This is a genomic window from Streptomyces sp. NPDC052687, assembly GCF_040678395.1.
Taxonomy (GTDB): Bacteria; Actinomycetota; Actinomycetes; order Streptomycetales; family Streptomycetaceae; genus Streptomyces.
This window is the reverse complement of sequence record NZ_JBFATR010000001.1, coordinates 259,648-273,357: the sequence shown is the minus strand read 5'-3', so window position 1 is coordinate 273,357 and position 13,710 is coordinate 259,648. Positions and strand designations below refer to the sequence as shown.

General features: G+C 71.5%; 12 protein-coding genes. 6 read left to right on the top strand and 6 right to left on the bottom strand.

Features of this window, described 5'->3' with window-relative positions:
- The first annotated feature begins 191 nt into the window (after positions 1–191).
- Positions 192–1,400: a nucleotide sugar dehydrogenase gene (locus tag AB0K92_RS01405; RefSeq protein WP_365918252.1), complete on the top strand. Its 1,209-nt coding sequence runs from the start codon at positions 192–194 to the stop codon at positions 1,398–1,400.
- Between the two features lie 122 nt (positions 1,401–1,522).
- Complete coding sequence (locus AB0K92_RS01400; protein ID WP_365918250.1) at positions 1,523–2,092, top strand: hypothetical protein; 570 nt, start codon at positions 1,523–1,525, stop codon at positions 2,090–2,092.
- Positions 2,093–2,206: 114 nt separating this feature from the next.
- On the opposite strand, the gene AB0K92_RS01395 is transcribed toward AB0K92_RS01400, so the two are convergent.
- From AB0K92_RS01395 to AB0K92_RS01380, 4 genes are all read right to left on the bottom strand, one after another.
- Positions 2,207–3,331, bottom strand: a complete 1,125-nt coding sequence (locus tag AB0K92_RS01395) for a GuaB3 family IMP dehydrogenase-related protein (protein ID WP_166001656.1) — start codon at positions 3,329–3,331, stop codon at positions 2,207–2,209.
- Positions 3,332–3,435: 104 nt separating this feature from the next.
- A complete protein-coding gene (gene guaB, locus AB0K92_RS01390) occupies positions 3,436–4,941 on the bottom strand; it encodes an IMP dehydrogenase (protein ID WP_365918247.1) in 1,506 nt (501 codons plus the stop codon).
- 145 nt (positions 4,942–5,086) lie between these two features.
- Positions 5,087–5,674, bottom strand: a complete 588-nt coding sequence (locus tag AB0K92_RS01385) for a sigma-70 family RNA polymerase sigma factor (protein WP_166001652.1) — start codon at positions 5,672–5,674, stop codon at positions 5,087–5,089.
- A gap of 1,538 nt (positions 5,675–7,212) precedes the next feature.
- Positions 7,213–7,824 carry a response regulator transcription factor gene (locus tag AB0K92_RS01380; protein WP_003948568.1) on the bottom strand — a complete coding sequence of 204 codons (612 nt, stop codon included), beginning with the start codon at positions 7,822–7,824 and terminating at the stop codon, positions 7,213–7,215.
- A 379-nt stretch (positions 7,825–8,203) separates the two neighbouring features.
- On the opposite strand from AB0K92_RS01380, the gene AB0K92_RS01375 reads away from it, so the two are divergent.
- The gene (locus AB0K92_RS01375) at positions 8,204–8,533 is read left to right on the top strand and encodes a WhiB family transcriptional regulator (RefSeq protein WP_166001650.1); all 330 of its coding nucleotides are present in this window, start codon (positions 8,204–8,206) and stop codon (positions 8,531–8,533) included.
- 143 nt (positions 8,534–8,676) lie between these two features.
- Here the strand turns inward: AB0K92_RS01375 and AB0K92_RS01370 are convergent, their stop codons facing one another.
- The gene (locus AB0K92_RS01370; protein WP_365918244.1) at positions 8,677–9,573 is read right to left on the bottom strand and encodes a LysR family transcriptional regulator; all 897 of its coding nucleotides are present in this window, start codon (positions 9,571–9,573) and stop codon (positions 8,677–8,679) included.
- Between the two features lie 79 nt (positions 9,574–9,652).
- Here AB0K92_RS01370 and AB0K92_RS01365 point away from each other — a divergent pair, with 79 nt between their 5' ends.
- From AB0K92_RS01365 to AB0K92_RS01355, 3 genes are read left to right on the top strand one after another with little or no spacing between them, the layout of a single operon-like run.
- Complete coding sequence (locus tag AB0K92_RS01365) at positions 9,653–10,345, top strand: MOSC domain-containing protein (protein WP_365918242.1); 693 nt, start codon at positions 9,653–9,655, stop codon at positions 10,343–10,345.
- Between the two features lie 51 nt (positions 10,346–10,396).
- On the top strand, positions 10,397–11,185 hold the full coding sequence (locus AB0K92_RS01360; protein ID WP_365918240.1) for an SDR family oxidoreductase: 789 nt from the start codon (positions 10,397–10,399) through the stop codon (positions 11,183–11,185).
- A gap of 56 nt (positions 11,186–11,241) precedes the next feature.
- Positions 11,242–11,952 (top strand): ester cyclase, encoded by a 711-nt coding sequence (locus AB0K92_RS01355; RefSeq protein WP_365918238.1) that lies wholly within the window; start codon positions 11,242–11,244, stop codon positions 11,950–11,952.
- A 73-nt stretch (positions 11,953–12,025) separates the two neighbouring features.
- Here AB0K92_RS01355 and groL read toward each other — a convergent pair whose 3' ends face one another.
- Positions 12,026–13,654: a chaperonin GroEL gene (groL, locus tag AB0K92_RS01350; RefSeq protein WP_166001643.1), complete on the bottom strand. Its 1,629-nt coding sequence runs from the start codon at positions 13,652–13,654 to the stop codon at positions 12,026–12,028.
- Between the last annotated feature and the right edge of the window lie 56 nt (positions 13,655–13,710).

The following is a 13,710-nucleotide window of genomic DNA, read 5'->3' as shown; positions in this document are numbered from 1 at the left end:
CGGCCACAGCCTGTGGACAACGCTCACGGAAACGCCCACGGAAACGCTCACGGAAACACTCGTCGAAACTCGGCCGCCCAATACCGCACATCGGTCATATTTACTCCTAGTCTGACATTGCGCTCGCTCGTTCTGTCCACAGGGCTTGCGCACCTGTCCCGCTTCGGTTACTGGGAAGGACGGCCCACGCCATGCCCGCAGATCTCGCCGTCATCGGACTCGGCCCGCTCGGCCTTCCGCTGGCTCAGGCCGCCGTCGCCGCCGGCATCCCCACCGTCGGCTACCGGACCGGCCCGGAGCCCGGCTCGCTCAGCCCCGCCGAACTGCGCCGGATGCTCTCGGGGGGCTTCCGGCACGCCGTCGGCCCCGCCGAACTCGGCCGGGTGCGCACCGCGGTCATCTGCCCGCCCACCCCGCGCGCCGCGGACGGCGGGCTCGACCTGAGCCAGATGGAGACGGCCGCCCGCACCCTGGCGCCGCGGCTGCGCCCGCACACCACGGTCATCCTGGAGTCGCCCGTGCACCCGGGCACCACGGAGGAGTTCCTGCGCCCCCTGCTGGAGGAGGGATCCGGGCTCCGCGCGGGCCGCGACTTCCACCTGGCCTACTCGCCCAGCCGGGTCGACCCCGGCAACCGCGCCTTCACCCCCGCCAACACCCCCAAGGTGATCGGCGGCCTCACCCCGGCGTGCACCGAGTCGGCCGCCGCCTTCTACGGCCGGCTCACCGACAAGGTGGTCCGCGCGCGCGGGACCCGCGAGGCGGAGGCGGTCCAGCTGCTGGAGACCAACTACCGGCACGTCAACATCGCCCTGGTCAACGAGATGGCCGTGCTCTGTCACGACCTCGGCGTCGACCTGTGGGACGTCATCCGCTGCGCGGAGACCAAGCCGTTCGGCTTCCAGGCCTTCCGCCCCGGCCCCGGCGTCGGCGGCCACGCCGTCCCCCAGGACCTCATCGGGCAGGCGGGGCGCGGCCTGCGCATGGTGGAGCTGGCCCGGCAGGTCAACGAGCAGATGCCGCGCTACGTCGTCCAGCGCGCCGCCGCCCTCCTCAACGAGCACGGCAAGTCGGCGCGCGGCGCGCGCGTGCTGCTGCTCGGCGTGACCTACAAGCCCGACCTCGGCGACCAGCAGGGCACCCCCGCGCGGGAGATCGCCGTACGGCTGATGGAGCTGGGCGCGTCCGTCAGCTACCACGACCCCCACGTGCCGTCCTGGAGCGTCCTGGACCGCCCGGTGCCCCGCGCGGACACCCTCTACGAGGCGGCGGCCGACGCCGACCTCACGATCCTCCTCCAGCACCACCGCACCTACGACCTCCAAGGCCTGTCCGTGAAGGCGCAGCTCCTGCTGGACACCCGCGGGGCGACCCCGACGGGCGCGGCGCACCGGCTCTGAGGGCCGTGAGGCCAAAGAATTCACTGGTGGCCGAAACGGGTGCGCCTGTTAATCTTCGGCGTCCCCGTCGCACAGCCGTGCGGGGACCGCTCGCACACCCGTCCCGTGGGGGGATTCCTGTCATGACCCAGTCAGTTCCGCCGCAGCCTCAGCAGCCGGCCGACGGCAACCCGTTCGCCCAGCAGCAGGGCGGCGACGGCAACCCGTTCGCCCAGCAGCAGGGCGGCGGCGGCAGCCCGTTCGCCCAGCAGCCCGGTGCCGTGCCCCCGGCGCCCGTCGGCGCGGGCCGCGGCGGCAACGTCGTCCTCGGCGTGGTCACCGCCGTCCTCGTGGCCCTGGTCACGGCCGGGATCTACGGCGCCATCGTCGGCGCCACCGAGTACGAGATCGGCTACGCCGCCATCGGCGTCGGCTTCCTCGTCGGCTTCGCCGCGGGCAAGGTCGGCGGCGGGAACCCGGCGCTGCCCGTGGTCAGCGCGCTGCTCTCGCTCGGCGCGGTCTACGTCGGCCAGCTCATCGGCTTCGGCGTGATCGCCGCCGACATCGCCGGCATCTCCGCCACCGAGATGTTCACCGAGCACTTCGCCGTCATCACGGAGGCCTGGAAGGAGTCGGCCGACGCCATGACCTTCCTGTTCTTCGCGATCGGCGCCTTCGCGGCGTTCTCCGGCGCGAAGAAGGCCGCCCTCTGAGCCACCCGCGGCACGCGAAGGGCCCGTCCACCGGCGTGGACGGGCCCTTCCGCGTACCTCGAAGCCCTTGGCTACCTGCGCCAGCGGGCAGCGGCAGCGGCAGCGGTGCCGGGACTAGCGGCTGTGCTGCGAGTCCGCGACCGTGACCTCGACCCGCTGGAACTCCTTCAGCTCGCTGTAGCCGGTGGTGGCCATGGCGCGGCGCAGGGCGCCGAAGAAGTTCATCGAGCCGTCGGGGGTGTGGGACGGACCGGTGAGGATCTCCTCGATGGTGCCGACCGTGCCGAGGCCGACCTTCTTGCCGCGCGGCAGCTCCTCATTGACGGCCTCCATGCCCCAGTGGTGGCCGCGGCCGGGCGCGTCGGTGGCGCGGGCCAGCGGGGAGCCCATCATGACCGCGTCGGCGCCGCAGGCGATCGCCTTGGGCAGGTCACCGGACCAGCCGACGCCACCGTCCGCGATCACGTGCACGTACCGGCCGCCGGACTCGTCCATGTAGTCCCGGCGGGCCGCCGCCACGTCCGCCACGGCGGTCGCCATCGGCACCTGGATGCCCAGCACGTTGCGCGTGGTGTGCGCCGCGCCGCCGCCGAAGCCGACCAGCACGCCCGCCGCGCCCGTGCGCATCAGGTGCAGGGCGGCGGTGTACGTGGCGCAGCCGCCGACGATCACCGGGACGTCCAGCTCGTAGATGAACTGCTTCAGGTTCAGCGGCTCGTGCGAGGACGACACGTGCTCCGCCGACACCGTGGTGCCGCGGATGACGAAGATGTCCACGCCCGCGTCCACCACGGCCTTGGAGAACTGGGCGGTGCGCTGCGGGGAGAGCGCGGCCGCGGTGACCACGCCCGAGTCGCGCACCTCCTTGATGCGCTGCCCGATCAGCTCCTCCTTGATCGGCGCGGCGTAGATCTCCTGGAGGCGGCGGGTCGCCGTCTCGGCGTCCAGGCCGACGATCTCGTCCAGCAGCGGCTGCGGGTCCTCGTACCGCGTCCACAGGCCCTCGAGGTTGAGCACGCCGAGGCCGCCCAGCTCGCCGATCCGGATGGCCGTGGCCGGCGAGACGACCGAGTCCATGGGGGCCGCCAGGAAGGGCAGCTCGAAGCGGTAGGCGTCGATCTGCCAGGCGATCGAGACCTCCTTCGGGTCCCGCGTACGGCGGCTGGGGACGACGGCGATGTCGTCGAAGGCGTACGCCCGGCGGCCGCGCTTGCCGCGCCCGATCTCGATCTCAGTCACGTGTGTGGCCTTTCCCTGATGCGTTTCAGCGCCTTCCAGTATCCCCGACCGGTACGACAAGGGCGGCCCCGGAGTTCCGGAGCCGCCCTGACGAGCCTGGGGAACTACTTGCGGCTGTAGTTCGGCGCCTCGACCGTCATCTGGATGTCGTGCGGGTGGCTCTCCTTGAGGCCCGCCGAGGTGATCCGCACGAACCGGCCGCGCTCCTGCAGCTCGGGCACGGTCTTGCCGCCGACGTAGAACATCGACTGGCGCAGGCCGCCCACCAGCTGGTGGACGACGGAGGACAGCGGACCGCGGTAGGGCACCTGGCCCTCGATGCCCTCGGGGATCAGCTGCTCGTCGGAGGCGACGCCCTCCTGGAAGTAGCGGTCCTTGGAGAACGACCTGCGGTCGCCGCGGGACTGCATGGCGCCCAGCGAGCCCATGCCGCGGTACGACTTGAACTGCTTGCCGTTGATGAACAGCAGCTCGCCCGGGGACTCCTCGCAGCCCGCGAGCAGCGAGCCGAGCATCACCGTGTCGGCGCCCGCGACCAGGGCCTTGGCGATGTCGCCGGAGTACTGCAGGCCGCCGTCGCCGATGACCGGGACACCGGCCGCGCGGGCCGCCTGCGCGGCCTCGTAGATCGCGGTGACCTGCGGGACGCCGACGCCGGCGACCACGCGGGTGGTGCAGATCGAGCCGGGGCCGACACCGACCTTGATGCCGTCCGCGCCCGCGTCCACCAGGGCCTGGGCGCCGTCCCGCGTGGCGACGTTGCCGCCGATGACGTCGACGCCGGAGGAGTTCGACTTGATCTTGGCAATCATGTCGCCGACCAGGCGGGAGTGGCCGTGCGCGGTGTCGACGACGATGAAGTCGACGCCCGCCTCGATCAGCGCCTGGGCGCGCTCGAACGCGTCACCGGCGACACCGACCGCGGCACCGACGATGAGCCGGCCCTCGGCGTCCTTGGCGGCGTTCGGGTACTTCTCCGCCTTGACGAAGTCCTTGACCGTGATCAGGCCCTTGAGGACACCCTCGTCGTCGACCAGCGGCAGCTTCTCGATCTTGTGCTTGCGCAGCAGCTCGACGGCGTCCGGGCCGGAGATGCCGACCTTGCCGGTGACCAGCGGCATCGGCGTCATGACCTCGCGCACCCGGCGGGTGCGGTCGGTCTCGAAGGCCATGTCGCGGTTGGTGACGATGCCCAGCAGCTTCTTGTCGCCGTCGGTGACCGGGACACCGCTGATGCGGAACCGCGCGCACAGCGCGTCCGCCTCGGCGAGCGTGGCGTCCGGGTGGATGGTGATCGGGTCGGTCACCATGCCGGACTCGGAGCGCTTCACCAGGTCGACCTGGTTGGCCTGGTCCTCGATGGACAGGTTGCGGTGCAGCACGCCGACGCCGCCCTGGCGGGCCATCGCGATCGCCATCCGGGACTCGGTGACCTTGTCCATGGCGGCGGACAGCAGCGGGATGTTCACCCGCACGTTCTTGGAGACGTACGAGGCGGTGTCGATCTCGTCGGGTGCCATGTCCGACGGGCCCGGCAGCAGCAGCACGTCGTCGTAGGTCAGCCCGAGTGTCGCGAATTTTCCGGGCACTCCGTCGACGTTGGCAGTCATGACACCTTCCCCAAATGGCCTTGATCGGTGCGGATGTCCATGCTAACGGGAGATGAACCCGTCTCATTCCACGGTAGGGGCCGGGCCAGGGCTTCATATGTTCGTACGAAAATGAAGTCCGGGCGGTTCAACAGGCGGCCGGTGCTTACTGCTCGGCGAGCGCGCGCAGCCGGCTCAGGGCGCGGTGCTGGGCCACCCGGACGGCCCCGGGTGACATTCCCAACATCTGGCCGGTCTCCTCGGCCGTGAGCCCCACGGCGATCCGCAGCAGCAGCAGCTCGCGCTGGTTCTCGGGGAGGTTCGCGAGCAGTTTCTTGGCCCATTCCGCGTCACTGCTGAGCAGCGCGCGCTCCTCCGGGCCGAGGGAGTCGTCCGGCCGCTCCGGCATCTCGTCGGAGGGCACCGCCGTCGATCCCGGGTGGCGCATCGCGGCCCGCTGCAGGTCGGCGACCTTGTGCGCGGCGATCGCGAAGACGAACGCCTCGAAGGGGCGGCCGGTGTCCTTGTAGCGCGGCAGCGCGAGGAGGACGGCGACGCAGACCTCCTGCGCCAGGTCCTCCACGAAGTGCCGGGCGTCGCCGGGCAGCCGGGACAGCCGGGTGCGGCAGTAGCGCAGCGCGAGCGGGTGGACATGGGCGAGCAGATCATGCGTGGCCTGCTCGTCCCCGTCGACGGCGCGATGAACGAGCGCGCCGATCGCCCCGGGGGCCGTGACCGCCTCGTCGTCGCGCATCGGTCCATCGTGCCCTGCGGCCGCACTCCGCGCGGCACCGCGTCCGTTGTTGTGCACCGAAGCGTTATGAGCAGGTGCGCCGGAACTCATCCCCTGCGCCCTCCCCTTCCGCTCGACCGACTCGTCCCCGAGGAACTCCACACCTCAAGGATGCGGCATCCGCGCCGAAACAAGCAGCGGGCATCCGCGCCCGGCCCCCGGGCACCGGCCCGCACCCCACGCGGCCAGCGGTTTCCCCCGCCGTGTCCGCCGCCCCGGCCGGGACGCCCGGCGCGCCGCGTCGCCATCGCCCGGACCACACGATCGAAGGAGCGCTCCACGCGGGCGCGGGGGCGCTCCGGGCGGGTCGCACAAGGTGCCGGGCCCGGGGCCGGCCCGCCCCGCGACCGCCCCTCGCGGCCTCCCGGGCGGACTACGCCAAGGGCGGCGCGTCGCGCGCCGCCCTTCGGGTGTCTCGTACGGCCGTCACCGCACCCGGCGCGGACGCCGGGGCGGAGACGAACCGTGACGCACGCGAAACCGCGATCGCCCCCTGACAAAACGCCGACGAGCGCACGGACGGGCTCCGGCACCAGACCGAAAGCGGGCTCCGACCCCAGACCGACGACGGGCTCCGGCACCAGACCGGAAGCGGGCTCCGACCCCGGACCGACGACGGGCTCCGGCACCAGACCGACGACGGGCTCCGGCACCAGGCCGATGGCGGGCTCCGGCGGTCGGCGGGGCATCGGCCCGGCACGCCGATCCGCCGCACCGCGGGCCCGAGCGCGGACGCGGGCGCAGGGGGAGGTCCCCATCGCGTCGACTCCCTCCTCCGCCTCGCGTGACACGCGGGGGGATAGTTCCGCGCCGTACGGAGCGCCCGCGGATTCCTGCGGCACGCCGTCGAGGCGCCGACGACCGGGCGACCGGCCGCCCTGGATGAAACCGACGCGAGCCCGCCCCGATCGGACCGTCCCGCGCTCACCGCCCAGGACAGGTCCAGAGGCACCTCACCAGACCCGATCAAGAAAAAACGGCCTCGCCTGGCCCAGCCGAGACTCCCCCGGCCAGGACCAGCCCACGAAACCCCCGACCCGGGTCAGCCTGCGACGTCCCGACTCGGACCGGTCCGGGACCTCCACGGTTCGGAGCGGTTCGGACTTGTCCGACCCGCTCCGGCCGAGCGGCGATCCGCCCGGACCGACCGGGGAACTCCCTCGCCGGGAACCAGGCCAGGACTCCGCGACTGGGACCGGGCCGGGCTTCCCCATACCGACCCGCCCATGGAGCGTTGGGTTGGGCGCCGACCGGCCCACGAAGCGTTCCGCTCGGGCCGAGCGACGAACATCCCCTCTGGGGTCACTCCGCTCGGACCCCTGGAACACCCTCGTTCGGGCCACCGCGGGCTCCCCCGCGCGGCCCCGGCGGAGCACCCTGGCGCGCACCGCCCCGGAGTCGGTCCGCTCGGGTTTCCCCGGAGCGTCCTCGCGCGGTGCGGTTCCGGGACGCTCCGGATCGGAGCGGTTCAGGAGCGTCCTCGTGGGAAGTGGCGCGGGTCAGCGCACCAGGCCCCAGCGGAAGCCGAGGGCCACCGCGTGGGCGCGGTCCGAGGCGCCGAGCTTCTTGAACAGGCGCCGGGCGTGGGTCTTGACGGTGTCCTCGGAGAGGAACAGCTCGCGGCCGATCTCGGCGTTGGAGCGGCCGTGGCTCATGCCCTCCAGGACCTGGATCTCCCGCGCGGTGAGCGTCGGCGCGGCGCCCATCTCGGCGGAGCGCAGCCGCCGCGGGGCCAGCCGCCAGGTCGGGTCGGCGAGCGCCTGGGTGACGGTCGCGCGCAGCTCGGCGCGCGAGGCGTCCTTGTGCAGATAGCCGCGGGCGCCGGCGGCGACCGCGAGGGCCACGCCGTCCAGGTCCTCGGCGACGGTGAGCATGATGATGCGCGCACCGGGGTCGGCGGACAGCAGCCGCCGCACGGTCTCGACGCCGCCCAGACCGGGCATGCGTACGTCCATCAGGATCAGGTCCGAGCGGTCGGCGCCCCAGCGGCGGAGGACTTCCTCGCCGTTGGCCGCGGTCGTCACGCGCTCCACGCCGGGCACGGTCGCGACCGCGCGGCGAAGCGCCTCTCGGGCAAGCGGGGAGTCGTCGCAGACGAGGACGGAAGTCATGGCCGCCCTCCGCAGCTGATGCGCGTCACCTTGAGCCTCCAGGCTGGTACGGAATGTCACCTGTGCGGTCGACCGTCTCGGACGCCTGCCCGAGGCCTTGTGCTGTCGACCGCCTCCGCCCTCTCAACGATGGTCACTCGAAAGAGTTACGGGGCCGTGTGCCATCTTCGGCACTCTACGTGAGGGCGCGGACACGGTGCAGACACGCACGGCAGACTCTCAAGCTTTCATCACAACCATGCCCCATTTAGCCCCATTTCTTCCCATCTACTGGTGTCTGAGGCTAGATTCGCAATGAGTCATATTTTCATCTCCTTAGATCGTAGATGTACGGTCGTGGGCACCGTATCCGCACAGAACGGCTGCAAGGGGTCACGCAATGGCAGATTTCTCCCGCCTTCCCGGACCGAACGCGGACCTGTGGGACTGGCAGCTGCTGGCTGCCTGTCGCGGGGTGGACAGCTCGCTCTTCTTCCATCCGGAGGGCGAGCGTGGGGCGGCGCGGAGCGCTCGCGAGAACTCGGCCAAAGAGGTCTGCATGAGGTGCCCGGTCCGCGCGCAGTGCGCGGCCCACGCGCTGGCGGTGCGGGAACCGTACGGCGTGTGGGGCGGGTTGACCGAGGACGAGCGCGAAGAGCTGATGGGGCGGGCGCGCCACCGGCTGGTGTCGGCGTCGACCGCCGGCGAGACCACCGCTTCGAACAATTGAAGGAACGTTTCTGCACAGAGCGGCGACGTTCACGGATCACGACACCGGAGGGGCACGCGCACGCGTGCCCTTGTTCATGCTCATGCTCATGAGCGGGGACGCCGCTCACTCGTGAGCGGGGGAAGCCCGCCCACGGGGAGGCGTCAGCGCGCCGCCGCCCGCCCCAGCTGGTCCAGCGTCGCGGCCACGGCGGGCACCTGCGCCAGGTCCGGCAGGGTGAGCGCGACGACCTCGCGCCGCACCGCCGGCTCCAGCGTCACCGTCCGCGCGCCCCTGGGCCGTACGGACTCGATCGCGAGCTGGGGCAGCACGGCCACGCCGAGACCGGCGCTCACCAGTCCCACCACCGCCGGGTAGTCGTCGGTGGCGAAGTCGATGCGCGGGGTGAAGCCGGCGCTCTCGCACACCTCCACCAACTGGCCGCGGCAGCGCGGGCAGCCGGCGATCCAGGGCTCGTCGGCGAGTTCGGCGATGGGCACGGAGGCCGCGCCGGCGAGCCGGTGCCGCTCGGGGACCAGGCCGACCAGCGGGTCGGTGAGCAGCGGCCGGACGACCAGGTCGTCCCACTCCTCGGCGCCCGCCGCCCCCTCGTACCGGAAGGCCAGCGCGATGTCGCAGTCGCCCTCGCGCAGCAGCTGCACGGACCGCGGCGGCTCGGCCTCCTCCAGGGAGACCCGGGTGCCGGGGTGGGCGGCGCGCAGGGCGGCGAGGGCGGTGGGGACGAGGGTGGAACTGCCGCTCGGGAAGGACACCAGCCGCACGCGGCCCGCGCGCAGGCCGGCGATGGCGGCGACCTCCTCCTCCGCGGCGGTGAGCCCGGCGAGGATCCCGGCGGCATGCCGCACCAGCGCCTCGCCGGCCTGGGTCAGCCGCATCTCGCGGCCGCTGCGCACCAGCAGCGGGGTGCCGACGGAGGTCTCCAGGGCCTTCATCTGCTGGCTGACGGCGGGCTGGGTGCAGCCCAGTTCGCGCCCCGCGGCGGAGAAGGAGCCGGTGGCGGCGACGGCGCGCAGCACGCGCAGATGACGAGCCTCGATCACCACTCCAGCATAAGTGATGCTTGGATACGGCGACGAATAATGCGTCGACACTTTGGTCACCGGGGTCTAGCGTGCCGCCATGAGGCTTCTGTCAGTGAACCTGGGCCGGCCGCGGACCGTGTCGTACTCGGATCATCCGGACGGTGTGACCGGCATCGACAAGCGGCCGGTGGACGGGCCGGTGCGGGTGGCGGCGCCCGGGTCCGCGGGCATGGGGGCGAGCGGGCTGGCCGGGGACGCGGTCTGTCACACCGTCCACCACGGCGGCAGCGACCAGGCCGTCTACGCGGTGGCCCGCGAGGACCTCGACGTGTGGGAGCGCGAGCTGGGCCGGCCGCTCGGCAACGGCTCGTTCGGGGAGAACCTGACGACCTCCGGGATCGATGTCTCCGGCGCGCGGATCGGGGAGCGCTGGCGCATCGGCCCTCGGGTGGTCCTGGAGATCACCTCCGCGCGGATCCCCTGCCGCACCTTCCAGGGCCATCTGGGTGAAAGCGGCTGGGTGAGGCGGTTCACGCGGCGCGCGGCGCCCGGCGCGTATCTGCGGGTGATCGAGGGGGGCGAGATCCGCGCGGGTGACGCGGTCGAGATCGTCCACCGCCCGGACCACGACGTGACGGTCGCCCTCCAGTTCCGCGCGGTCACCACCGAGCGGGAGCTGCTGCCGCGGCTGCTCGCGGCGGGTGAGGCGCTGCATCCGGAGGTTCTGGAGAGGGCCCGGACGTATGCCCGGACGTATGCCGCGAAAGACATGCCGGACAACGGTTCCTGAACGGTCGTCACGGGAACGGACGCGACGCGTCCGGGTCACTACCCTTGGCGCATGACAACGGCTCTGATTACGGGATCGACCGCGGGAATCGGTGCCGCCTTCGCGCGGCGGCTGGCGGCTGACGGACACGACCTCGTGCTGGTGGCGCGGGACACCCAGCGTCTTCGGGAACAGGCGACCGAACTGCACGACCGGCACGGCATCGAGGCCGAGGTGCTGACGGCCGACCTGGCGGAGGACGACGGCATCGAGGCGGTCGCCGCCCGGCTCGCCGACCGCAGGAACCCGGTCGACCTGCTGGTCAACAACGCGGGCTTCGGCCACAAGGGCCGTTATCTCGACGTCCCGATGGCCGACGAGCTGAGGATGCTCAAGGTGCACTGCGAGGCCGTGCTGCGGTTGACCTCCGCGGCGGCCGAGGCGATGCGCGAGCGCGGGCGGGGCGGCATCGTCAACGTCGCCTCCGTCGCGGCCTTCGTCCCGCGCGGGACGTACGGCGCCTCCAAGGCGTGGGTCGTGCAGTTCACCCAGGGCGCGGCGAAGGACCTCGCGGGCAGCGGCGTCCGACTGATGGCGCTGTGTCCCGGCTTCGTGCGGACGGAGTTCCACCAGCGGGCCGGGATGGGCACGGACAACATCCCGAACTGGATGTGGCTCGACGCGGACAAGCTGGTCGCGGCGGCGCTGGCGGATCTGGCCCGCGGCCGGACGCTGTCGGTCCCGGACCCGCGCTACAAGGTGCTGATGGGCGCGACGAAGCTGGTGCCGCGCGGTGTGCTCGGCGGGATCAGCTCGCGGGCGGGCCGCAAGTACGGCCCGCAGCACCGGGTGCAGCGGTAGCCCGAAGGGGGACAATGGTGCTGATCCACCCGGACCCGGAGGGCCGGAGGCGCACCATGACCTTCGTACAGCTGATCGACTGCAAGACCAGCCGGTTCGACGAGATGAACCGGCTGATGGACAGGTGGGTCCAGCAGACCAAGGGGAAACGGACGGCGACGCACAACGTGATCGGGAAGGACCGGTCCGACGCGTCGCACTTCATCGAGATCGTGGAGTTCCCGTCGTACGAGGAGGCGATGCGGAATTCCGAGCTTCCGGAGACGGACCGGATCTTCCGGGAGATGGTCGCGCTCTGCGACGAGATGCCCACGTTCACCGATCTGGACGTGGTGCGCGACGAGCAGCTGTTCACCACCACGGTGCGGCGCTTCTTCGAGCTGATGGCCACCCCCGGGAGCGAGCCTCCACCGCTGGACGAGGTCATGTCGGAGCACTACCACGACCATGACCCGGCGAGGGTGGACGAGGCGATCGGCATGGATCACGTCCGGCGGGACATGCGGGTCTGGCGGGACGGCTTCGACTTCGAGTTCAGCATCGAGGACCTGATCGCCGAGGGCGACCGGGTGTGCGCGCGGTGGTTCTGGAAGGGGCGCCACAAGGGCGAGTTCCTCGGCATCCCGGCCACCGGCAGGGAAGTGTCGATGAGCGGGACGACCGTCTTCCGGTGCGGCGGGGACGGCAAGCTCGCCGAGGGCTGGTGGGAGTACGACCGGCTGGGGCTGATGGAGCAGCTGGGCGCCCTGGACGAGATGGAGCGCTAGCGCCGAAGACCCGCGAGGGGAAACGGGAAGGCCCGGCACCGTGGGGTGCCGGGCCTTCCTGCGAGGCGGTGCGTCAGTGCGCGTGGCCGTGACCGTGGCCGTGGCCCGCGGCGGCCTCCTCCTCTTCCTTCTTCTCGACGACCAGGGTCTCGGTCGTGAGGAGGAGGGAGGCGATGGAGGCGGCGTTCTCCAGGGCGGAGCGGGTGACCTTGACCGGGTCGATGACGCCGGCCTTGATCAGGTCGCCGTACTCGCCGGTGGCGGCGTTGAAGCCCTGCCCCTTGTCGAGCTCGGCGACCTTGGAGGTGATGACGTAGCCCTCGAGGCCGGCGTTCTCGGCGATCCAGCGCAGCGGCTCGACGACCGCGCGGCGGACGACCGCGACACCGGTGGCCTCGTCGCCGGTCTTGCCGAGGTTGTCCTCGAGGACCTTGGAGGCGTGGACCAGGGCGGAGCCACCACCGGAGACGATGCCCTCCTCGACCGCGGCGCGGGTCGCGGAGATGGCGTCCTCCAGACGGTGCTTCTTCTCCTTCAGCTCCACCTCGGTGGCGGCGCCGACCTTGATCACGCACACGCCGCCGGCCAGCTTCGCGAGGCGCTCCTGGAGCTTCTCGCGGTCCCAGTCGGAGTCGGTGTTCTCGATCTCGGCCTTGATCTGCGCGACGCGGCCCTGCACGTCCTCGGCCTTGCCGGCGCCGTCGACGATCGTGGTGTCGTCCTTGGTGACGGTGACGCGGCGGGCGGAGCCGAGCACGTCCAGACCGACCTGGTCGAGCTTGAGGCCGACCTCCTCGGAGATGACCGTGGCGCCGGTGAGGACCGCCATGTCCTGGAGCATCGCCTTGCGGCGGTCGCCGAAGCCGGGGGCCTTCACGGCGGTGGCGTTGAAGGTGCCGCGGATCTTGTTGACGACGAGGGTGGACAGGGCCTCGCCCTCCACGTCCTCGGCGATGATCAGCAGCGGCTTGGAGGCGTTCGACTGGATGATCTTCTCCAGCAGCGGCAGGAGGTCCGCGATGGCGGAGATCTTGCCCTGGTGGATGAGGATGTACGGGTCCTCCAGGACGGCCTCCATGCGCTCCTGGTCCGTCACGAAGTACGGCGACAGGTAGCCCTTGTCGAAGGCCATGCCCTCGGTGAAGTCCAGCTCCAGACCGAAGGTGTTGGACTCCTCGACGGTGATGACACCGTCCTTGCCGACCTTGTCCATCGCCTCGGCGATCAGCTCGCCGACCTGCTGGTCCTGGGCGGACAGCGCGGCCACGGCGGCGATGTCGGACTTCTCGTCGATCGGACGGGCGGTGGCGAGCAGGTCGTCGGAGACGGCCTTGACCGCGGCGTCGATGCCCTTCTTCAGGGCGGCCGGGGAGGCACCGGCGGCGACGTTCTTCAGACCCTCGCGGACCAGGGCCTGGGCCAGCACGGTGGCGGTGGTGGTGCCGTCACCCGCGATGTCGTTGGTCTTGGTCGCCACCTCCTTCACCAGCTGGGCGCCGAGGTTCTCGTACGGGTCCTCGATCTCGACCTCACGGGCGATCGTGACACCGTCGTTGGTGATGGTGGGAGCGCCGAACTTCTTGTCGATGACGACGTTGCGGCCCTTGGGGCCGATCGTCACCTTGACCGTGTCGGCAAGCTTGTTGACGCCGCGCTCGAGGGCGCGACGGGCGTCCTCGTCGAACTTCAGGATCTTCGCCATGACAGCGTGAGCCCTCTCGAATGTGGGTGAAAGTGACTGCGCCCCGGGCGCCCGGC

Bases quoted from the DNA above. Each gene is read 5' to 3' on its own strand.
- guaB (WP_365918247.1), bottom strand. From the start codon at position 4,941: ATGACTGCCAACGTCGACGGAGTGCCCGGAAAATTCGCGACACTCGGG.
- AB0K92_RS01365 (WP_365918242.1), top strand. From the start codon at position 9,653: ATGAGGCTTCTGTCAGTGAACCTGGGCCGGCCGCGGACCGTGTCGTAC.
- AB0K92_RS01360 (WP_365918240.1), top strand. From the start codon at position 10,397: ATGACAACGGCTCTGATTACGGGATCGACCGCGGGAATCGGTGCCGCC.
- AB0K92_RS01405 (WP_365918252.1), top strand. From the start codon at position 192: ATGCCCGCAGATCTCGCCGTCATCGGACTCGGCCCGCTCGGCCTTCCG.
- groL (WP_166001643.1), bottom strand. From the start codon at position 13,654: ATGGCGAAGATCCTGAAGTTCGACGAGGACGCCCGTCGCGCCCTCGAG.
- AB0K92_RS01385 (WP_166001652.1), bottom strand. From the start codon at position 5,674: ATGCGCGACGACGAGGCGGTCACGGCCCCCGGGGCGATCGGCGCGCTC.
- AB0K92_RS01400 (WP_365918250.1), top strand. From the start codon at position 1,523: ATGACCCAGTCAGTTCCGCCGCAGCCTCAGCAGCCGGCCGACGGCAAC.
- AB0K92_RS01355 (WP_365918238.1), top strand. From the start codon at position 11,242: ATGACCTTCGTACAGCTGATCGACTGCAAGACCAGCCGGTTCGACGAG.
- AB0K92_RS01375 (WP_166001650.1), top strand. From the start codon at position 8,204: ATGGCAGATTTCTCCCGCCTTCCCGGACCGAACGCGGACCTGTGGGAC.
- AB0K92_RS01380 (WP_003948568.1), bottom strand. From the start codon at position 7,824: ATGACTTCCGTCCTCGTCTGCGACGACTCCCCGCTTGCCCGAGAGGCG.